The 18,887-nt window shown below is 73.0% G+C and carries 21 protein-coding genes; 18 read left to right on the top strand and 3 right to left on the bottom strand.

The features are described 5' to 3' along the window. The first annotated feature begins 403 nt into the window (after positions 1–403). From GQS09_RS19100 to GQS09_RS19065, 8 genes are all read left to right on the top strand, one after another. Positions 404–1,273: a hypothetical protein gene (locus GQS09_RS19100; RefSeq protein ID WP_165987875.1), complete on the top strand. Its 870-nt coding sequence runs from the start codon at positions 404–406 to the stop codon at positions 1,271–1,273. A gap of 153 nt (positions 1,274–1,426) precedes the next feature. Beyond that, positions 1,427–2,209, top strand: a complete 783-nt coding sequence (locus GQS09_RS19095) for a Flp pilus assembly protein CpaB (protein ID WP_165987873.1) — start codon at positions 1,427–1,429, stop codon at positions 2,207–2,209. A gap of 62 nt (positions 2,210–2,271) precedes the next feature. After that, positions 2,272–3,492, top strand: a complete 1,221-nt coding sequence (locus GQS09_RS19090; RefSeq protein ID WP_165987871.1) for an AAA family ATPase — start codon at positions 2,272–2,274, stop codon at positions 3,490–3,492. After that, the gene (locus tag GQS09_RS19085) at positions 3,492–3,956 is read left to right on the top strand and encodes a TadE/TadG family type IV pilus assembly protein (protein WP_243761559.1); all 465 of its coding nucleotides are present in this window, start codon (positions 3,492–3,494) and stop codon (positions 3,954–3,956) included. The genes GQS09_RS19090 and GQS09_RS19085 overlap by 1 nt, the downstream gene beginning before the upstream one ends. A 1-nt stretch (position 3,957) precedes the next feature. Further along, a complete protein-coding gene (locus tag GQS09_RS19080; protein ID WP_165987869.1) occupies positions 3,958–4,377 on the top strand; it encodes a TadE/TadG family type IV pilus assembly protein in 420 nt (139 codons plus the stop codon). Positions 4,378–4,456: 79 nt separating this feature from the next. After that, positions 4,457–5,797 (top strand): CpaF family protein, encoded by a 1,341-nt coding sequence (locus GQS09_RS19075; RefSeq protein WP_165987867.1) that lies wholly within the window; start codon positions 4,457–4,459, stop codon positions 5,795–5,797. A 1-nt stretch (position 5,798) separates the two neighbouring features. Next, a complete protein-coding gene (locus GQS09_RS19070; RefSeq protein WP_165987865.1) occupies positions 5,799–6,815 on the top strand; it encodes a type II secretion system F family protein in 1,017 nt (338 codons plus the stop codon). Between the two features lie 55 nt (positions 6,816–6,870). After that, on the top strand, positions 6,871–7,761 hold the full coding sequence (locus tag GQS09_RS19065) for a DUF5936 domain-containing protein (RefSeq protein ID WP_165987863.1): 891 nt from the start codon (positions 6,871–6,873) through the stop codon (positions 7,759–7,761). Between the two features lie 18 nt (positions 7,762–7,779). Here GQS09_RS19065 and GQS09_RS19060 read toward each other — a convergent pair whose 3' ends face one another. Further along, complete coding sequence (locus GQS09_RS19060) at positions 7,780–8,097, bottom strand: hypothetical protein (protein WP_165987861.1); 318 nt, start codon at positions 8,095–8,097, stop codon at positions 7,780–7,782. 70 nt (positions 8,098–8,167) lie between these two features. Further along, positions 8,168–8,809, bottom strand: coding sequence for a hypothetical protein (locus GQS09_RS19055; RefSeq protein ID WP_165987859.1), 642 nt, complete (start codon positions 8,807–8,809; stop codon positions 8,168–8,170). 442 nt (positions 8,810–9,251) lie between these two features. Here GQS09_RS19055 and GQS09_RS19050 point away from each other — a divergent pair, with 442 nt between their 5' ends. Genes GQS09_RS19050 through GQS09_RS19035 form a run of 4 tightly spaced genes read left to right on the top strand, consistent with a single transcriptional unit; the run spans position 9,252 to position 11,606 of the window. Then, the gene (locus tag GQS09_RS19050; protein WP_165987857.1) at positions 9,252–9,452 is read left to right on the top strand and encodes a hypothetical protein; all 201 of its coding nucleotides are present in this window, start codon (positions 9,252–9,254) and stop codon (positions 9,450–9,452) included. Continuing rightward, on the top strand, positions 9,452–10,102 hold the full coding sequence (locus GQS09_RS19045) for a hypothetical protein (RefSeq protein WP_165987855.1): 651 nt from the start codon (positions 9,452–9,454) through the stop codon (positions 10,100–10,102). Before GQS09_RS19050 ends, GQS09_RS19045 begins: the two co-directional genes overlap by 1 nt. Positions 10,103–10,161: 59 nt before the next feature. Beyond that, positions 10,162–10,776 carry a hypothetical protein gene (locus tag GQS09_RS19040; RefSeq protein ID WP_165987853.1) on the top strand — a complete coding sequence of 205 codons (615 nt, stop codon included), beginning with the start codon at positions 10,162–10,164 and terminating at the stop codon, positions 10,774–10,776. A gap of 26 nt (positions 10,777–10,802) precedes the next feature. Continuing rightward, on the top strand, positions 10,803–11,606 hold the full coding sequence (locus GQS09_RS19035; RefSeq protein WP_207958018.1) for an OmpA family protein: 804 nt from the start codon (positions 10,803–10,805) through the stop codon (positions 11,604–11,606). Between the two features lie 53 nt (positions 11,607–11,659). On the opposite strand, the gene GQS09_RS19030 is transcribed toward GQS09_RS19035, so the two are convergent. Further along, positions 11,660–12,406 (bottom strand): hypothetical protein, encoded by a 747-nt coding sequence (locus tag GQS09_RS19030; protein WP_165987850.1) that lies wholly within the window; start codon positions 12,404–12,406, stop codon positions 11,660–11,662. A gap of 131 nt (positions 12,407–12,537) precedes the next feature. Between GQS09_RS19030 and GQS09_RS19025 the strand changes: the two genes are divergently transcribed. The 6 genes from GQS09_RS19025 to GQS09_RS19000 all read left to right on the top strand — a co-directional run. Continuing rightward, complete coding sequence (locus GQS09_RS19025) at positions 12,538–13,119, top strand: DUF1990 family protein (protein ID WP_243761558.1); 582 nt, start codon at positions 12,538–12,540, stop codon at positions 13,117–13,119. A 707-nt stretch (positions 13,120–13,826) separates the two neighbouring features. Then, on the top strand, positions 13,827–14,378 hold the full coding sequence (locus GQS09_RS30720; protein ID WP_313896218.1) for a prepilin peptidase: 552 nt from the start codon (positions 13,827–13,829) through the stop codon (positions 14,376–14,378). Between the two features lie 297 nt (positions 14,379–14,675). After that, complete coding sequence (locus GQS09_RS19015) at positions 14,676–15,443, top strand: isoprenyl transferase (protein WP_165987848.1); 768 nt, start codon at positions 14,676–14,678, stop codon at positions 15,441–15,443. A gap of 381 nt (positions 15,444–15,824) precedes the next feature. Further along, positions 15,825–17,156 (top strand): PhoH family protein, encoded by a 1,332-nt coding sequence (locus GQS09_RS19010; RefSeq protein ID WP_165987846.1) that lies wholly within the window; start codon positions 15,825–15,827, stop codon positions 17,154–17,156. 548 nt (positions 17,157–17,704) lie between these two features. Beyond that, a complete protein-coding gene (locus tag GQS09_RS19005; RefSeq protein WP_165987844.1) occupies positions 17,705–18,421 on the top strand; it encodes a transglycosylase SLT domain-containing protein in 717 nt (238 codons plus the stop codon). A 281-nt stretch (positions 18,422–18,702) separates the two neighbouring features. Beyond that, positions 18,703–18,887: hypothetical protein (locus GQS09_RS19000; RefSeq protein WP_399552562.1), on the top strand; the 185-nt coding region annotated here is incomplete at its 3' end.

Below are 18,887 nucleotides of genomic sequence, written 5' to 3'. Positions count from 1 at the left end.
GGCGGCGTCCGCGGCGGCCACCGCGGACGCGCCGCTCCGGGGCCGGTTCCGGCGCCGCGCTCGCCGCGGCGGACCCCGCAGACGGGGGCGGTGGTGGTGTGGGGGTGAGCGCCATGAGGGATCTCCGTCCCGTGTGGGGGTGCGTGCGGGCACGCGGGGACTTGCCCGGTGCCGGTGCCGTGCGCGGGTGCGCCGGCGCCGGCACCGGGCGGCAGGGAGTCCGGTGGCCACCGTCTGCCCAGCAAGATGGTCCAGACCAATTGGGCTGTCAAGGCCCCCGGCCCCGGCCGCCGTTCCGCCCGGCCTGGTTTGCCCGCATCGGATGTCGATAAGCTGCTCAACTGGCAGACTCAGCGGCAGCACTGGAACGGACAGGGACGCTCGACCCCGGGGGGAGCGGCGCATGCCCATGGCAATCGCGGTGACCAGCCCCGATCTCGTGCTGCCGGTCGCCGACCCGCGCACGCCCGGCGCCCATGTGCTGCGCCCGCCCGCGGAGCAGGACTTCCCCTCCGCGCTGGCCGAGACCAGCGGGCTGCTGGAACGCCATGGCCATCTGCTCGTCGTCTACCCCGGCGGCACCCCGCTGCCGTACATCCAGCGGCTGCACACGGTGCGCGCCATGCTGGAGACCGACCGGATCGCCCTGCTGCCCGGCCCGCTGCCGCCGCTCGGCACCGCCGTGCTGGTCCGCCAGCTCCGCCAGCTCTCCGTCTGCGACTTCACCCCGGGCGTGCTGGCCTCCGCGGCCCGGCTGCTGGCCCACTACATCTACGCCGGCGCCCAGCTGGCCAGCGGGCGCACCGTGGAGCGGCTGCCCGTCGACCTGCCCGCCCGCGGCACCGCCCGCGCCGCGGGCTCCTGCGTGGTGCTGGCCGGGCCGAAGCCCCAGATCGTCCGCACCGGCGAGGGCGCCCTGGCCGGACCGCAGTTCGCCACCGCCCTCACCTATGCCGTCGGCGGGCTGGGCAGCGACTGGGTGGTGGGGGAGCTGGCCCGCCACTGGCGGGTCAGCGGCGTGCACCCGGTGCGGCTGCCGGAACGTTCCCCGCACTGGTGGGGCACGCACAAACTCGTCGAGTTCGCGGCCGGCATCCCCGATGTCGGCCCGCTCTACCAGATGGTCAGCTCGGTGCGGCAGGAGACCTGCCACTGGTGCGGACTCGCCCTGATCGGCGACCGCTGCGCCTTCTGCACCGCCCCGGTGGTGGCTCCGGCCGACCGCCGGACCCCGGCCCTGCCCGCCCTGGTGCCACGCCGTGCCCTGACCTGACCCGGCCCGCCCGTTTCCGGGTGCCCGCCGGGCGCCCCCGGGCCGGCCGCCGGCCCCGCCACCACCAGCCCGCCACCAGACCAACCGTCCAGCACAAGCGACACCAGACCATCCGTCACCAGACCAGCCCAAGGGAAGAGAGAGACCGGCCCTATGAACGCTCGCCAGCGGCGCGGCGCCGTCCTGCTGCTCGTCTCCGCACTGCTGGCGCTCGCCGCCTTCGCCGGGGTCCTGGCCGTGATCCGGGACGTACGCTCCAAGGTCGGCCCCGAGGTCACCGCCTACGAGGTCGCCGAGGAGATCCAGCCCTACGAGGAGCTGAGGGCCGATCAGTTCCGGGAGGTGTCCATGCCCGAGCGCTATGTCCCGGACACCGCCGTGCGCGACCTGGCCGACGTGGAGGGCAAGGTCGCGGTCGGCCCGCTGCGCGAGGGCTCGCTGCTCCAGGACGACATGATCTCCGAACGCCCCGATCTCGCCGAGGGCGAGATGGAGATCGCCATCATGATCGACGCCGCCACCGGAGTGGCCGGCAAGATCTATCCCGGTGCCACGATCAACATGTATGCCGCCTACCGCGTCGACCTGCCGGACGAGGAGGGCAGGCTCGGCGGGGACGGCAGCGAGCAGGAGGACATCGACATCGTCCGCCTGATGGTGAACAACGCCCGGGTCATCAATGTCGGCGACCTCACCGAGGTCGAGGAGGACCGCGAACAGATCGAGGTGGTGCCCATCACCTTCGCCCTGAACAACCTGGACGCCCAGCGGGTGGCCTTCGCCGAGGCCTTCGCCGAGCAGGTCCGGCTCGCCCTGGTCGCCCCCGGGGACGAGCGGGACATCCCGCGCGACGAGTGGACCTACACCATCGTCGGCGACATTCTCGGCAATCCGCACACCGATCCGCTGCAGTTCGGCGGGGGCTCCTCGGAATAAGGCCCCGCCCACGTGGCCATGAGAACCATGAGCAAGCAGGACTGAGAGCAGGTGCCAACCCGATGACGACGCGCGTACTGCCAGCGGTGAGCGACCCCGACGCCGCTCGCGCCATGGTCACACTGCTCAGCCAGCTTCCCGGCTGCGAGCCCCTGAGGCCGGTGCCCGACTCCACCGCCCTGCTCGACACGCTGGCCGCCCAGGCCCACGAGACCGTCGCCGACCTGCCCGAAGTGGTCGTCATCCACGAACGGATGGGCCCGCTGCCCGCCCTGGAACTGATCCGCGAGGTGGCGCTGCGCTTCCCCGCGGTCGGCGTGGTGCTGGCCTCCGCCGACCCCACCGCCCGGCTGTACTCGGCGGCCATGGAGGCCGGCGCCCGCGGCCTGGTGGGTCTGCCGCTGTCCTACGACGAACTCTCCGCCCGGATCACCGCCGCCGGGCAGTGGGCCGCCGGCATGCGCCGCCACCTCGGTGTGGGCGACGCCATGGCCTCCGGCCCGGGCGCCCGCCTGGTGACCGTCTCCGGCGCCAAGGGCGGGGTCGGGGCCACCCTGCTGGCCTGCCAGCTGGCCCTGGCCGCCCGGGCCGCCGGGCCCGGTGAGCGCCGGGTGATGCTGATCGACCTCGACCTGCTCTGCGGCGACGTGGGCTCCTTCTTCGACGTCCAGTTCCGCCGCTCGGTCGCCGATCTCTCCGGAATCGCCGACATCACCCCGCAGGTGCTCGCCGAGGCCGTGTTCCCGCACGAGACCGGGGTGTCCCTGCTGATCGCCCCCGCCGAGGGGGAGCGCGGCGAGGACGTCAGCGACACCACCCTCCGGCAGCTGCTCAGCGCGGTCCGCACCCGCTACGACGTGGTGGTCGCGGACTGCGGTTCGCACCTGTCCGGTGCCACCGCCGCGGCCGTCGAACTCGCCGACACCGCGCTGCTGGTCACCACCCCCGACGTGATCTCCGTCCGCGCGGTCAACCGCATGGTGCGGATGTGGGACCGGCTCCAGATCCGCAAGGCCGAGGAGACCCTCACCGTGGTCAACCGGCTCGGCCGCACCAGCCACATCCAGCCCCAGCTCATCTCCCGGATCACCGGCACCCGCGTGGCACGCTCCGTGGTCCCCGCCGCCTTCCGCGAACTGCAGGAGGCCATGGACGCCGGCCGCATCCAGGACCTGGACCACCGGGGCACCGTGCGGCGGGCCATGTGGGCGCTTGCCTCCGAGATCGGGATCAGCGCCCCCGACACCGCTTCCGTGAGCGGACGACGGAAGGGGAAACGCTGATGCCCGCCGCCGTCATGCACCGTCCCCGTCCCGGGCCCCCGCCCGGCCCCGGCACCGGGCGCACGCCTCCGGCCGTGCGGCCCGCGGCCGGCGAGACGCGGCGCGACCGGGGCGCGGTGCTGGTCGAGTTCGTCGGGATGTTCCCGTACGTGCTGCTGATGATGGCCCTGATCTGGCAGGGCATCCTCATCGGCTACACCTTCTCGCTGGCGGGCAACGCCGCCGACCAGGGCGCCCGCGCCGGGGCCGCCGCCCGGGGCGGCGCCGGTGACTGCCGGGCCCGGGCGCTGGAGGACCTGCCGGGCGCCTGGCAGGCGAACGCCGATGTCTCCTGCGACGACACCGGCGCCGTCTACACCGCCGACGTGAAGCTCCGGGTCCCGGTGCTGTTCCCCGGGGTGTTCACCTCGCCGATCACCATCGACGGCCGGGCCGGCGCGGCCGACGAGAAGGAGGGCGGCTGAGATGCACGGCATCACGCCGGGCCGGGCCCCGGCCGCGGGCCGTCCGGCCCGGCGGCCGGGCGCCGGCCATGACCGGGACCGGGGCATCACCGCGGTCGAGTTCGCGGGCTGGCTCCCCATCCTGCTCATGGTGGCGCTGGCCGCGATCCAGCTCGGACTGGTCGGCTTCGCCGCCCTCCAGGCCGGTTCCGGCGCCCGCACCGCCGCCCGGATCGCCTCCGCGGACGAGACCCGGGACCAGTGGCAGCAGGCCGGCCGGCAGGCCATGAGCGACTGGCTGGCCGGTGACGTCGGCATGGACGAGGGCTGCGGCAACGACGGCGAGGTCACCGTCACCGCCACCGTCACCATCCCGTCCGTGCTGCCCTTCTTCAACGGCCTCGGCGACGCCACCAAGACCGTGACCATGCCCTGCGACTGACCCGCGACAGACCCGGCACCGCACCACCGGACGACCGCACCACCGGACGACCGCACCGACCGACGACCGAGGAGACCGGATGGGCCTGAGGTCCCGGCTCGCCGCCCAGGACGAGCCCACCGAGGCCGGCCACGGCGACAGCCGGCTGGTCGCCACCTACCGCGCCAGACTCCTGGAGGAGATCGACCTCGCCGAGATGGCCGGCATGGACACCGCCGAGCGCCGCGACCGTCTGGAACGCGTCCTCGGCCACATCCTCAGCCGGGAGGGCCCGGTCCTCTCCGCCCAGCAGCGCGCCCTGCTGATCCGGCGGGTGGTCGACGAGGCACTCGGCCTCGGCGTCCTCGAACCCCTCCTGGAGGACGCCTCGATCACCGAGATCATGGTCAACGGCCCCGACCGCATCTTCGTCGAACGGGCCGGCCGGGTGGAGCAGCTTCCGCTCCGCTTCGCCTCCGAGGAACAGCTCATGCAGACCATCGAGCGCATCGTCTCCACGGTCAACCGCCGGGTGGACGAGTCGAACCCCATGGTCGACGCGCGGCTGCCCACCGGAGAACGGGTCAATGTCATCATCCCGCCGCTCTCCCTCTCCGGCCCCTCCCTCACCATCCGCCGCTTCCCCCGCGCCTACACCCTGGCCGAGCTGATCGGCTTCGGCACCCTGGACCAGCAGATCATGCTGCTGCTGTCCGCACTGGTGCGGGCCAAGTTCAACATCATCGTCTCCGGCGGCACCGGGTCCGGAAAGACCACGCTGCTCAACGCCCTCTCCGGGCTGATCCCGCCCGGCGAGCGCATCATCACCGTGGAGGACGCCGCCGAACTCCAGCTCCAGCAGAACCATGTGATCCGGCTGGAGTCCCGCCCGCCCAACGTGGAGGGCAAGGGCGAGGTGACCATCCGCGACCTGGTGCGCAACTCGCTGCGCATGCGCCCCGACCGCATCATCGTCGGCGAGGTCCGCGGCGGCGAGACCCTCGACATGCTCCAGGCCATGTCCACCGGCCACGACGGCTCCCTGGCCACCGTGCACGCCAACAGCGCCGAGGACGGCCTGCTCCGGCTGCAGACCCTGGCCTCCATGTCCGAACTCCAGGTTCCCTTCGAGGCGCTGCGTGACCAGATCAACAGCGCGGTGGACGTACTGGTCCAGCTCGTCCGCCACCCCGACGGCACCCGGCGGGTCGAGGAGGTGGCGTTCCTGGCCAGCCGCGGCCGGGAGCCCTTCCGGATCGCCGCCGTGTCCCGCTTCGACGCCCAGCCGATGGGTCCGGACGGCAAGGTGCACGGTGCCTTCCGGCACTTCCCCATGCCGCGCGCGGTGGCGGAACGCCTCCACCTGGCCGGCGAATCCGTACCGGCGTCCTTCGGCGTCCTGCCGGACGACCGCCGGCTCACCACCCGGGAGGCCCGCTGACATGACCGCAGAAAGCGCCGCGGGCACGGCCGCGGACAGTGCCGCCCGGCTCTCCGCGCTCGCCCTCGGGCTGACCCTGCTGGCCGCGGTGGTCGCCGTCATCGGCCTGGCCGTCTACGCCTCGGGCCGGGCCGAGCACCGCGAACTGCTGCGCCGGCTCTCCGGCCCCGCCCCCGCGCCCGCCGACCCGATCACCTCCGCCGCACTGGCCAAGCAGGGCATGGCGGGCCGCAACCGCCGCTTCCAGGCCGTCGACCAGCGGCTGCGCGGCACCTCCTTCGGCCGCCGGCTCCGCCTGCGGCTGGCCGCCACCGGCCTGGACATCACCCCCGGCGAGTACGTGGTGTACACCGGGGCCGTCGTCGTGGTGCTGTGGCTGCTCGGCGCGCTGGTGCTGGCCCCCTTCTTCGGGCCGGTGTGCGCCCTGGTCGGCCTGTGGTGCGGGCGCGCCTTCCTCGACTGGCAGCGCTCCAAGCGCAACGACAAGTTCATCGCCCAGCTGCCCGAACTGGCCCGGCTGATCGCCAACGGCACGGCCGCCGGGCTGGCGCTGCGCACCGCGCTGTCCATGGCCGCCGAGGAACTGGAGGACCCGGCCGGTGCCGAGATGGCCCGGGTCGCCAACCAGCTCGCCGTCGGCCGCTCCATGGAGGAGGCCCTCGACGAACTGGGCGAGCGCCTGCCCTCCCGGGAACTGAGCGTGCTGGTCACCACCCTCGTGCTGGCCAACCGGGCGGGCGGCGCGATCGTCGAGTCGCTGCGCAACCTCACCCGGACCCTGGAGGAACGCAAGGAGACCCGGCGCGAAGTGCGCACCATGCTGGCCGAGATCAACGCCACCGCCGTCACCGTCCCGGCGCTCGGGCTCGGCGCCCTGCTGCTGCTCAACGCCCTGCAACCGGGCGCGCTGTCCCGGGTCACCGGCTCCGCGGCCGGCCAGATCGCCATGCTGGTGTCCCTCGGCCTCTACGCCGTCGGTTTCGTCGTGGTCCGCCGCTTCGGACGCATCGACATCTGACCGCCCGGCCGGTCCCGGGACCGGACCCCGCACTCCGACGAAGGAGCCGCACCGCATGATCGCCCTGCTGCTGGCCCTGGCCGTGGCCGTCGCCCTGCTCGGCGTCATCGCCGGCATCCGGATGCTGCGCTCAGCAACCCCGCTGCCCGCCGACCTGGCCCTGGCGCTGGAGATCGGCGCCACCCGCACCACCGCCACCGGCTCGGCCCTGGACCGGCTCGGCATCCGGCTGGTGCCGCTGGTGCTGCGGCTCATGGGCCCCAAGGCGGTGGCGCGCAAACGGCAGCGCATCGACCAGGCGGGCAATCCCGGCGGTCTGACGGTCGAGCGCTATGCCGCGCGCCGGGCCGTCTACGGCCTGTTCGGACTGTTCACCGCCCTGCTGTTCTTCACGGCGGGCTGGCCGCTGCTCGGCGTGTTCGGCCTTGCCTTCGGGCTGTTCGCCGCCGATGCGCTGATCTGGCAGGCGGTCAGGGCCCGGAAGGACGAGATCGAGCGCATCCTGCCCGACTTCCTGGACGTGCTCGCCGTGGTCGTCTCGGCCGGCCTGGGCTTCCGGCAGGCCCTGGACCGGGTGGCCGGCCGCTACGAGGGCCCCTGGGCGGACGAGATCCAGATCACCCTGCGGCAGATGGACATGGGCGTGTCCCGCCGGCAGGCGTTCGAGGAGCTGAGCCGCCGCAACGACTCCGAACCGGTCAACCAGTTCGTGTCCGCGCTCCAGCAGGGCGAGGAACTGGGCGCGCCGATCGCCGAGACCCTGGTGCAGATCGCCAACGACATGCGGCGCACCGACGCGCAGAACGCCCGCCGCAGGGCCAGCCGGGCCATTCCCAAGGCGACCGTCGCCACGCTGGTGTTCATGGTCCCGGCCACCATGATCATCATCATCACCGGGATGATCCTGGGCACCGGGACCGACCTGCTCGGCGTGCTCGACCGCTGAGCCCGGCGGCCGGGACGGTCAGACCGGCTGGTCGCCGCCCCCGCCCTCGGAGCCGTCGCCCTCCAGCGAGGACTCCAGGTCGTGGTCCATGGTCCGGAAGGTGTCGACGACCTGGTCGGAGATCTCCTTGATGGCCTCCAGCTGGCCCTCGATCTCCTTGCGGCCGTCCCGCCAGTTGTCGACGAAGTCCTCCAGCGCCTTCTTGACCCGGTCGTCCCCCATGTCGTCCTCGTAGTTCTCGACATCCTGACCGGTGCCGTTCATGCGGTTCTTGATCGACTGCATCTCGCCGCCGAAATTCTCCAGCATTTCGAACGGGACCTTGAGATCGCTCATGCGATGTACCTCCCCCGGATCGGCCGGACGGTATCGGAAGCCTGTGCGGACTGACGGATGGACCGACGTGTCACACGAAACGGAACGTGGACGTCACCGCGTCGAAGACGTCGAAGAAGGAATCGGCGAGGTCGAGCACCTGACTGCTGCCGGAGATCAGGGCGATCTTGTTGGCGCTGCCGGGCACCGGAACGTAGGTCTGCATCAGCACCACCCGGAGCAGCCGCGGATCCCCCTGATACCTGATGTCCTCGACGCCGTGCGTCCGGGCGACGGTTCCCACTCCGGGAATCTCGACGGTGGACACCCGGCGCCAGGGATCGCCGTCCTTGCGCGGCTTGATCTCGCTCAGCCGGCGGGCGATGGCCGCCGGGTCGGTGGCCGGTGCCGAGCCGTCCTGGGCGCGGGCGTTGATCAGCGACACGGTCATGCTGGCGGTGATCGGCACCTCGCCGCCGAAGGTGTCCGCCATGCAGCCGATGTAGGCGGCGCCGTTGTCCCACGCCTCCTTGGCCTGGCGGCGCAGGAAGGTACGGATGGTCTCCCGGTGCTCGGCCATCTGCGGAGAGGACTTCACCCGCTCCTCGACCAGCCTGCGGATGGAGTCGTCCCGGGTCTCCGGCCGGATGTCGAACTCCCACCAGCTGTCCGGCACCTTGATGTGGAAGCCCTCCCGCTCCACGGAGACGGTGTCCACCCACTTGCCGGTCATCCCTGCCCCCTTCGGTGTCCTGCGCAGGCACTCCGGGTCACCGTACCGTCTCCCCGGACGCATCCGGCGGCCCGGTGAGCCGCGGATGGCCGCCGGATGCCAACCGACAGCATGCGGACAGCCTCTTTCCGTAGGCAACCCCGCCAATCTAACCTTCACACCTGACAAGTGAGGGAGCGCGGTGCACCGGCGGAACCGCCGGCTCCCGGTGCTTGACGGCAGCACGGTGACTGCGGGAGGGGCGTCATGGCACGACCGGCCCCTGAGGGCGTACGCCAAGGTCCGTCTTCGGTCTGCGAAAGCGGCTCAACCGGACGGAATTGCGCGGTCGCCCCGATACCCGGACACTCGGGCCCGCAGTACGGTGTGGGCTGCACCGTCACGGGTACGGACACACCATCAGCATCAGGGCCGCCGGGCCCTGCCGGAGGGGATGAACGAGATGGCCAGAGTGATCAGGGCCTGGGGGCGCACGATGACCCGCCGTCTGCGCGGCGCGGAGGCCGACCGCGGCGCGGGTTTCGTCGAGTACGCGGGCCTGCTTCTGCTGATCGCCGCCATCGTGACCGCGGTGCTCGGCCTGGATCTGCACACCCAGATCGCCGACGCCATCCAGAACGCGGTCAGCGACGTCATCGGCTGATGCCCCGCCGGCCCGTCGGGGACGACGGAGCCGCATTCGCGCTCTACATCTGGATGGTGAGCGGGCTGCTGCTCGTCGCCCTGACCTTCTTCGTGTTCGCCCAGGCCGCGGTCACCCGCAGCGCCGGCCAGTCGGCGGCCGACGCTGCCGCGCTGGCGGCCGTCCGCGAGGCCCGTGACGGCCTCTACGACGACTTCCTCGGCATGCTCGACGGCGACGATCTGGACGACCTCCAGGACATCCTGGACGGCCGGGACTTCGCCTCGGACCGCGCCTGCCAGGCGGCCGCCGCCATGGCCGCGAGGAACAAGGCGAACCTGGTCGACTGCGACCCGGTGACGGCCCGGCAGGGCTACCGGGTGGTCGTGGAGACCCAGGAAACCGTGGGGGAGTCGGTGATACCCGGCACCGAGACCCAGACCGCCACGGCCGAGGCCACGGCCGTACTGGGCGGGCTGTGCGCCGGCGGCCGGCAGGACGGCGGGGGAACTGAGGGCGGCGAGACCGAGGGCACCGGCGAGGACGACGGGCCCGCGGAGGAGGCCCCCGTCCGGCTTGCCTGCGACGACCGGGACTGGGAGTTCGATCTCCAGGATGAGGCCGCGCTGCCCGCCGCCCGGGATCTGTTCAGGATCTACCTTGAAGACTGACTTGCATTGCCAACCGACGCAGCGCGCAGACCAATGGATTTGACAGGGGCAGTTGTCCGATGAATCTCCGTGATGGCAAGACGAGACTGATTCTGATCGTGGCCGCGCTGGGCATTGCCCTGGTGGTTGCCGTGGCAAGCTGCGGTGGCGGTGGCGGGGACGGAGTTGACGGCGATCAGACGTCGAACAGCCAGCCGGAGGAGAATGCGGACGGCGGCCAGGAGACGCAGGACGACGAGGACGCCGAGAAGGACAACGGTGAGGAGGACCCGGGCGCCCCCACGACTATTGGGGAGGTGACCACAGCCGACGGAGTCACCATCACCTTCACCAGGGCCGAACGGGAGGACGGCGGCTTCCTGACCGTGGAGGGCACCATCCGGAACAACGGCACCGAGCGGCTGTTCCGCACCGGCTGGGCCGGCCCGGAGAAGGAGCTCTCCGGGAACGGGTTCTCCATGGCCGGCGCCACCGTGACCGCCAAGAGCGAGGGCAAGCGCTACCTGATTCTGCGGGACACCACCGGACGCTGCCTGTGCACGGGCTTCAACGGTCCCATCGAACCGGGCGATACGGTTTCCTGGTTTGCGCAGTTCCCAGCCCCCGATCCGGCCACCAGTGAGGTGGACTTCGCCATCGCCGATGTGCCGGCCGTGACCCTGGAGATCAGGTGAGAGGCGAGCAGATGCGCAATCGCAGGATGTCGGCGCAACGGGCCGCGGTGGTGGTGGCGGTGACGGCGGGGGCGCTCGCCGTGCCGGGGCACGCCTGGGCGGCCGACGACGACTACGAGCAGCCGCCCGGATATGAGGCCCCCGCCACGCCGGAGGTCGACGCCAACGCGCCCGGCCTGCGGCTGGGGGACGGGGCCACGCTGGCCACGCCGCAGGTCCTGGACATCAAGTTCGTGGTGGAGAGCATCGGCGGGGACGACGTGGGCGGCACCGGAGGCACGGACACCTCCGGCGGCAGCGGTGACAGCACCGAGGGCGGCACCACCGGCGGCACGACGGACGGCGGCGGTACGGACGGCGGCACGACGGACGGCGGCGGTACGGACGGGGCGTCCGGTGACGCGGACGGCGCCACCGGCGGCGGGGGCGGGTCCACCGGCACCGGCGGCTCCCGCGAGGAGCGCACCGGTGACACCCGCAAGTTCGTGCTCCAGACCGACGTGCTCTTCGCCAAGGGCAGCGCCGAACTCAACGACGAGGCCCGCGAGGCGCTCCGCACGGTCGCCGCGGCCATCGACGAACAGCGCCCCGAATACGTCAACGTGTTCGGGTTCACCGACGATCTGGGCTCGTACGAGTCGGGTCTCACGCTCTCCAACGACCGGGCCAAGAACGCCCGCCAGGTGCTGCTGGACCTGATCGACGATCCCTCCGGCATCACCTTCAACGTCCGCGGCTACAGCGAGGACTACCCGATCTACGACAACAGCACCGAGGAGGGCCGGCAGAAGAACCGCCGGGTGGAGATCTCCTGGCCCACCGCCGGCTGACCGGCCCGCCCGGCCCGCCCCGTCCGGCCGGGGTGACGCGGCCGCGGCCGTCCTCACCCCGTGGAGACGGCCGCGGCGGCCTCCTCGGCCAGCCGCCGCAGATCCCGGTCCTCGGCCTCGGTCAGCGGCGCCGCGCCGTCCAGCGCGTAGAACTTGATGTCCACCACCACGTTCGCCCGCCGCGCCTGGATCGTGGTCCGGGTTGCGTCCGCCGCCTCCCGGTACGCCTCGTCGCCGATCGGCAGCGAGTCGGCCTCGGCATGCTCGCGCCGCTCCGCGAAGGCCCGCTCCGCCGAGGTCACCGACGTGTCGTTGGTGCCCTGCCACGGGAAGAGCCGGTAGGTGACGTAGAGCAGCCGCCGCTCGTCCTGCCACCCGCAGGTGCGCTGATCGGTGGCGATGTCCCGGTAGCCGCCGGAGTCCGGCCCGGCCGCGTCCGGCACCAGCACCTCGGCCCGTGCCGCCGCCACCGCGCACGGATCGGGCACCGAGCCGGCCAGTCCGCTGCCCGGGAACCACGGCGCCCGCCACGGCTGGTCCAGCGGCAGCGTCGCCAGCACGGCGGTCCCCACCGCGCCCACGGCCACCGAGCGGGCGGCGGGCCCCATCCGCCCGCGCTTGCGCCCGCGCCCCTGGACGGCGTGCCACAGCACCACCACGATGAGCAGCAGTCCGAGCCACTGGAGCGCCGACAACTGCCAGCGGAACGCCCACCACACCACCACCGCCAGCACCGGCAGAGCCACCGCATGCGGCCACAGCGGGCGCCGCGTGCGCGCCTCCGTCTTCCCCTCGGTCATCGTGCGGGTCCCTCCCCGTGCGGCCCCGTTCCCCGGCCCCGTCCCTCTCACCCGGCCCGTGCGGTTCCGGGTGCTCCGTCAGCCTCACATCCTGCCCTACGTCCCGGCGCCTCTTCGGATACGTTTTCGGAATGATGCCTGATGACGGAAGCGGCGAGGCCGGCCGGACGGGCGCGGCCGGTTTCACCTACCGCGAGGTCGGGGCGACCCGCTCCGGCCCGGAGGGGCTGCCGCCCGCGGGCTTCCACCTGATCCGGGTGTCCGTTCCGCTGGGCCGCGGCGCGGCCGTGGCCCGGGCGGCCGGCCAGGCCCTGATGGACTGGCGGATGCACCGGGCGCTCGGTGCCACGGTGCGGGCCGACACCCCGGAGGCGGAGCCGGGGAGCCGGGTGGTGATCGGCCTGGGAGTGGGGCGGCTGCGTCTGCACGCGCCCTGCCGGGTGGTCTGGACGGTGCGTGAACCGGACCGCACCGGCTGGGCCTACGGCACGCTGCCCGGCCACCCCGAATCCGGTGAGGAGGCGTTCCTGGTGGAGCGGGCGCCGGACGGCACGGTACGGCTGACGGTGACCGCCTTCAGCCGCCCGGCCGCCTGGTGGACCAGGGCTGCGGGCCCGCTCGGGCGGGCCGCGCAGCGGGCCTATGCCCACCGCTGCGGCCGGGTGCTGCGCCGCCTGGCCGCAGGGGGCGGCGCCACCGCTCCCGGGGCCTAGCCACCGCCTGCCGGTGAGCGTCCGCCCGGGGAGCGGCGTCCCTTCCCGGGCGCGCGGCGGAAGATGCACGTTCCCACCACATGTGCTGTATCGTTCAACTGTCTCGGACTGCCAGCGTCGTCCATCCCACCCCCGGCGACGGCTGGCGGGGCGGGCCCCGCGGAGCCATCCCCCCCGGCTCCGGGCCGCCCCCTGCGACGGGCCGGCCCGCCCTTCCCCCCCCCCACTCGGACGGGTCGGCCCGCGCTCATTCCTCTTCTTCTCCTCTCCTCTTCTCTTCTTCCCCTCGTTGTCTGCTCCCCGTTCCGTACCCCGCCGGCTGTCCGTGCCGACGGATACGCTCGGTGCGTGCCTGTGCTGCTGCTGATCGTGCTCGCCGCCGGATACGGCCTGGCTGCCGGCTCCCTGCTGGTGCGGCCGGTGTACCGGTTCTCGGTGCCGGCCGGCGAGCCCTGGCGGGACCGCTGCCCGGCCGGGCATCCGCTGCCCGCCGGGCCGCGCGGCTGGCTGGGCCGCAGCCGCTGCCCGCGGTGCGCCGCCGTCCCGGCCGCCGTGGCCGCGTCGCCCGCCGAGCGTGCCGGGCACACCGGCCCCGCCGAGCACGCCGAGCANTGGCCGCGTCGCCCGCCGAGCGTGCCGGGCACACCGGCCCCGCCGAGCACGCCGAGCACGCGGAGTCCGCGGAGCACGCGGGTCCGGCCCCGGCCGTGCCGCGTCACGGCCCCCGGGCACGGCTGCTCGCCCCGCTGACCGGGGCCTGCTGCGCCGCCGTGGCCGCGGCCGTCGGCCCGCACCCGGAGCTGGCCGTCTGGCTGCTGCTGATACCCGGTCTGGTCGCGGTCACCGCCGTGGACGCCGCCGTGCTGCGGCTGCCCGATCCGCTCACCCTCCCGGCGGCCGCCCTGGCCGCCGCGGGCCTCGGCGTGGCCGCGCTGCTGCCCGGGGCCGCCGGGAGCTGGCCGCGTGCCCTGCTGGGCGGCGCCGTGCTCTGCGCCGCCTTCTTCGGGCTCGCCCTGATCAACCCGCGCGGCATGGGGCTGGGTGACGTCAAGCTGTCGCCCGTCCTCGGTGTCGCCCTTGCGTGGTACGGCTGGCCGGTGCTGCTCGGCGGGGTCCTGGCCGCCTTCCTGCTCGCCTCCCTCTACGCCTTTTTCCTGGTCGTCGCGCGCGGCGCGGGGCGCGGTACGGCCTTCTCCATGGGGCCGTTCCTGGCGCTGGGGGCACTGGCCGGGGTCCTCGCCGGAGGACTCGGCGGATAATTTCCCACCGGGTGCGCGCACCACCGCCGGGGATGCGTTACTGTGGAAACCCCCCCCTCGGGCCGGTCCGTCACCCCCCCCACGGACCGGCCCGCTTCTTTTCGCCCGCCCCCGGCAGCCGGCACGCCGTCCGCCTCCATGGGTCCTTCCGGCGGCCCCTCCCGCGCCCCGGGCACGGGCGGATCGCCCAGGTCACAGCCCTGTCACAGGCCCGCACCAGAGTCGTCCGGAGAGGCCCGGGGCGGCACTCGGCCAGGTGTACGCTGACCGCGGGGTACCGATGGAGGGGCGACACCGATGAAGACCAAGCTGCGCCAGCTCATGGTCAGGCTGTACGCGTGGCGGGTGGAGGGCCGGCTCGACCCGGACCGCGTGCCGCACCACATCGGCGTGATCCTGGACGGCAACCGCCGCTGGGCCAGGGCGGCCGGCTCCACCACCAAGGAGGGCCACCAGGCCGGGGCGGCCAAGATCGAGGAGCTGCTCTCCTGGTGCGAGGAGACAGGCGTCCGGGTGGTCACCCTGTGGATGCTCTCCACCGACAACCTGCTGCGCCCGCAGGACGAGCTGGGACCGCTGCTCACCATCGTCGAGGACGCGGTCCGCGACCTGGCCGAGGACGGCCGCTGGCGCGTGCACCACGTGGGTGCCCTGGAGGCCCTGCCCGAGCGCACCCAGAAGGTCCTCAAGGAGGCCGAGCAACTGGCCGGGAACCGCGACGGCATAGTGGTCAACGTGGCCGTGGGCTACGGCGGCCGGCAGGAGATCGTGGACGCGGTGCGCTCCCTGCTCGACAAGCGGGCCGCGGACGGCGCCACGCTGGAACAGGTGGCCCGCACCCTGACCACCGAGGACATCGGCGAGCACCTCTACACCCGCGGCCAGCCCGACCCGGATCTGGTGATCCGCACCAGCGGCGAGCAGCGGCTGTCCGGATTCATGCTCTGGCAGACCGCGCACTCCGAGTACTACTTCTGCGACGTCTACTGGCCCGCCTTCCGCAAGGTGGATTTCCTGCGGGCGCTGCGTGAATACTCCGCCCGGCACCGGCGCTACGGCCAGTGAACCGCCCGGCCGCGCGCCCCGGGCGCGGGCCCGGCTCCGGTCCCGCAGGGCACTGACGCCTCACCCGCCGCGGTGACCGGCCTCCCGCCCGGCGCCCGGCGCGCCTCAGCGGGCCGCCCGTCACCCTCGCGCCTCTTGCGTACACCGGACCGTTGACCGCACGTCAGGTATGAGCCAGCCCGGTGCAGGGCATATTCCGGGCGGGCCGGTGTACCTCCCGGCCCGCCGGGAGGCCCGCTTGCGCACCACGAGAACGCAGAGGGCCGGTACGCGGCCCGCGCGGCGCGGGTCCGTTCCGGTCAGACCCCCGGGCGCCGCCGCTGCCCGCCAGGCAGCCGTGCGCCTGCCCTCCCCGACCTCGTCCAAGGGGGTTCTCTCTCCGTGGTGACCAGCAAGAAGCGCGCCGACCGGCGCACCTATGTCCTCGACACCAGCGTCCTGCTCGCCGACCCGGCGTCCGTGACCCGCTTCGACGAGCACGAGGTGGTCATTCCGGTGGTCGTCATCTCCGAACTGGAGGCCAAGCGGCACCATCCGGAGCTGGGCTACTTCGCGCGGCAGGTACTGCGGCGGCTCGACGACTACCGGGTGCGCTACGGACGGCTCGACTCCCCCCTGCCCATCGGCGACCTCGGCGGCACCCTGCGGGTGGAGCTCAACCACTCCGATCCGACCGTGCTGCCGCCGGCCATGCTCAACGACCGGGGGAGGCTGGCGGACAACGATTCCCGCATCCTGGCGGTGGCGCGCAACCTCCAGGCCGAGGGCTACGACGTCACCGTGGTCTCCAAGGACCTGCCGCTGCGCATCAAGGCCTCCTCGGTGGGGCTGGCCGCCGAGGAGTACCGGGCCGAGCTGGCGGTCACCGACTCCGGCTGGACCGGGATGACCGAGATCGCCCTGGGCGCGGACGCGGTGGACGAACTGTTCGCGACCGAACGGGTGCAGGACCCGGTCACCGAGGGGCTGCCGGTGCACACCGGTCTGGTCATCGCCTCGGAGCGCGGCCATGCGCTGGGCCGGGTGCTGCCGGACGGCCGGATCGGGCTGGTGCGCGGCGACCGCGAGGCGTTCGGCATCCACGGCCGCAGCGCAGAGCAGCGGGTGGCCCTGGATCTGCTGCTCGACCCCGACGTCGGGATCGTCTCCATGGGCGGCCGGGCGGGCACCGGCAAGTCGGCGCTGGCGCTGTGCGCCGGGCTGGAGTCGGTCCTGGAGCGCCGTCAGCACAGCAAGGTGATGGTGTTCCGGCCGCTGTACGCGGTGGGCGGCCAGGACCTGGGCTACCTGCCGGGCACCGAGGCCGAGAAGATGAACCCGTGGGCGCAGGCGGTGTTCGACACCCTGTCCGCGGTGACCAGCCGGGAGGTGATCGACGAGGTGGTGGCCCGGGGCATGCTGGAGGTGCTGCCGCTCACCCACATCCGGGGCCGGTCGCTGCACGACGCCTTCGTGATCGTGGACGAGGCGCAGTCGCTGGAGCGCAATGTGCTGCTGACCGTGCTGTCCCGGATCGGGCAGGGGTCCCGGGTGGTGCTCACCCATGACGTGGCGCAGCGGGACAATCTCCGGGTCGGCCGGCACGACGGCGTGGTGGCGGTGGTGGAGAAGCTCAAGGGGCATCCGCTGTTCGCGCATGTGACGCTGACGCGCTCGGAGCGCTCGCCGATCGCCGCACTGGTGACGGAAATGCTGGAGGAGGGGCGTATCTAGCCCGTATCGCGGCTCCTGCCGGGTTTCCGGTGTTTGCCCGGACGGCCCGTTCCGGGAGTCCGCGGGGGTATTGCATACGTTGCGGCGGCCATGACCCGTTCTGCCGGGTTGTGGCCGCCGTGCGGAGGCACCCTATAGGACAGCGCCCCGAGTTCCGCGTTTTTCCTCGAACCGAAGAAGCCAAACGCCATGTGACCTATCCCACATCTCCGTGGATTGCTTCGAGTATCACGGTTCGGGCAAGGTTTCCTGCTGTCAGGTCCCGCATACGACACCCCCGCCCGTCCAACGGGTGGCACGCGCACCGCAGTCACGGCGATCGGCACGACCGCCCGGTCCCGGCGGCGCACAACTGAAGAGTTTCCTGTCGTATGCCGCCCGAAGCACCACGCGAGTCCCGCGTCCGTCACGCGGGGCGGAGCACCGGGCCAGAGCCTCCGGTGGCCAGGCCCTCCCGCGGCGCGGGGGAGCCGGTGGAGGCCAGTGTCAGGGGCATGTTCACGTCCGCGCGGCCACCCGGGAAGCGGACGTAGGCGGAAGGGAACCGAGTGACCGGGATGTCTGTCCGAGGATTCGCAGTGGCATCCGCGACCGCGGTGACAACCGTGGGTGCGGCCGTCGGCGTCGCCTCGGGGGATGAGCGCGTCGGCGAGGACATCGAGGTCGCCGTCGCGGACCCGTCGCTGCTCGTGGAGATATCGGCCTCCGAGGACACCGAGCTGCACGCCGCCTCGCTGACCAAGCAGGCCGAGACGCAGGCCACCGCGGCCGAGGCCGCGGTCCGCAAGGCCGCCGAGGAGGCGGCCCGCAAGCAGGCCGCCGAAGACGCGCAGACCAAGCGCGAGAAGGCGGAGCAGGAAGCCCGGGAGGCCGCGGAACGGGCCGAGCAGGAGCGCCGGGAGCGGGAGGCCGCCGAGGCCGCCAGCCGCGCCGCGGCGGCGGAGCGGACCGACTTCGCCGTCCAGTCCTCCTACACCAAGGCCGAGATCCAGGCCATGGCGCTGGAAATCGTGGGCCAGAGCCAGTTCCAGTGCTTCTCGAACATCGTCGACCACGAGAGCGGCTGGGATCACACCGCCACCAATCCCTACTCCGGGGCCTACGGCCTGATGCAGGCCCTGCCCGGCTCCAAGATGGCCTCGGCCGGCGACGACTGGCGCACCAATCCGGCGACCCAGCTCAAGTGGGGCCTGAACTACATGAACGACCGCTACGGCAGCCCGTGCGGCGCCTGGGAGTTCTGGCAGGCCAACAACTGGTACTGAGGTGAGGCGCTGAGCGGCCCCCCGGGGCGCGCGGCCGTGCATCCGGGGCCCGGCGCCCCGGTGCCGCAGCCGCCCCCCCGGCGGGCCGCTGCGTCTTCCGCCCCCCTGCCGGCCCGCCCGGCCGGACGGCCCTCCCGTCTCCGATCCCGGCACATCCCCGCGCACCGGACCCGATCCGGTGGGCGGGGCGGTGTGGTTTCGCCACCGTTCTCCCGTGCGGAACGACGGCAGGGTAACGTCAGGTCGCCGGGACCCGGGGGAAGAGCAGGGGGAAGGAACTCATGTCACGACTGGACCGCTTGCGCTCCGGTGTCCGCCGCGTCCGGGCCCGGTTCTCGGACTACCGGGCGGCGGCCGAGCGGCAGGCGGAACGCCGCCAGCAGGCGGCGGCACAGCGGGTCACGGACGCCGGGGCCGCGGCCGCCGCGGGGCTGGGCGGCATGCCGGGCCCGGCGGAGGCGCAGCG

Source organism: Streptomyces sp. YIM 98790 (assembly GCF_011421595.1).
GTDB lineage: Bacteria > Actinomycetota > Actinomycetes > Streptomycetales > Streptomycetaceae > Streptomyces.
The sequence above is the reverse complement of the archived record's forward strand: the minus strand, read 5'-3'. Positions and strand labels throughout refer to the sequence as shown.

Excerpts from the sequence above, each read along its gene's own strand:
- GQS09_RS19025 (WP_243761558.1), top strand. The coding sequence starts at position 12,538 with ATGATGCCTGATGACGGAAGCGGCGAGGCCGGCCGGACGGGCGCGGCC.
- GQS09_RS19080 (WP_165987869.1), top strand. The coding sequence starts at position 3,958 with ATGCACGGCATCACGCCGGGCCGGGCCCCGGCCGCGGGCCGTCCGGCC.
- GQS09_RS19060 (WP_165987861.1), bottom strand. The coding sequence starts at position 8,097 with ATGAGCGATCTCAAGGTCCCGTTCGAAATGCTGGAGAATTTCGGCGGC.
- GQS09_RS19050 (WP_165987857.1), top strand. The coding sequence starts at position 9,252 with ATGGCCAGAGTGATCAGGGCCTGGGGGCGCACGATGACCCGCCGTCTG.
- GQS09_RS19075 (WP_165987867.1), top strand. The coding sequence starts at position 4,457 with ATGGGCCTGAGGTCCCGGCTCGCCGCCCAGGACGAGCCCACCGAGGCC.
- GQS09_RS19095 (WP_165987873.1), top strand. The coding sequence starts at position 1,427 with ATGAACGCTCGCCAGCGGCGCGGCGCCGTCCTGCTGCTCGTCTCCGCA.
- GQS09_RS19035 (WP_207958018.1), top strand. The coding sequence starts at position 10,803 with ATGTCGGCGCAACGGGCCGCGGTGGTGGTGGCGGTGACGGCGGGGGCG.
- GQS09_RS19045 (WP_165987855.1), top strand. The coding sequence starts at position 9,452 with ATGCCCCGCCGGCCCGTCGGGGACGACGGAGCCGCATTCGCGCTCTAC.
- GQS09_RS19015 (WP_165987848.1), top strand. The coding sequence starts at position 14,676 with ATGAAGACCAAGCTGCGCCAGCTCATGGTCAGGCTGTACGCGTGGCGG.
- GQS09_RS19070 (WP_165987865.1), top strand. The coding sequence starts at position 5,799 with ATGACCGCAGAAAGCGCCGCGGGCACGGCCGCGGACAGTGCCGCCCGG.
- GQS09_RS19100 (WP_165987875.1), top strand. The coding sequence starts at position 404 with ATGCCCATGGCAATCGCGGTGACCAGCCCCGATCTCGTGCTGCCGGTC.
- GQS09_RS19040 (WP_165987853.1), top strand. The coding sequence starts at position 10,162 with ATGAATCTCCGTGATGGCAAGACGAGACTGATTCTGATCGTGGCCGCG.
- GQS09_RS19030 (WP_165987850.1), bottom strand. The coding sequence starts at position 12,406 with ATGACCGAGGGGAAGACGGAGGCGCGCACGCGGCGCCCGCTGTGGCCG.
- GQS09_RS19085 (WP_243761559.1), top strand. The coding sequence starts at position 3,492 with ATGCCCGCCGCCGTCATGCACCGTCCCCGTCCCGGGCCCCCGCCCGGC.
- GQS09_RS19055 (WP_165987859.1), bottom strand. The coding sequence starts at position 8,809 with ATGACCGGCAAGTGGGTGGACACCGTCTCCGTGGAGCGGGAGGGCTTC.
- GQS09_RS19065 (WP_165987863.1), top strand. The coding sequence starts at position 6,871 with ATGATCGCCCTGCTGCTGGCCCTGGCCGTGGCCGTCGCCCTGCTCGGC.
- GQS09_RS19090 (WP_165987871.1), top strand. The coding sequence starts at position 2,272 with ATGACGACGCGCGTACTGCCAGCGGTGAGCGACCCCGACGCCGCTCGC.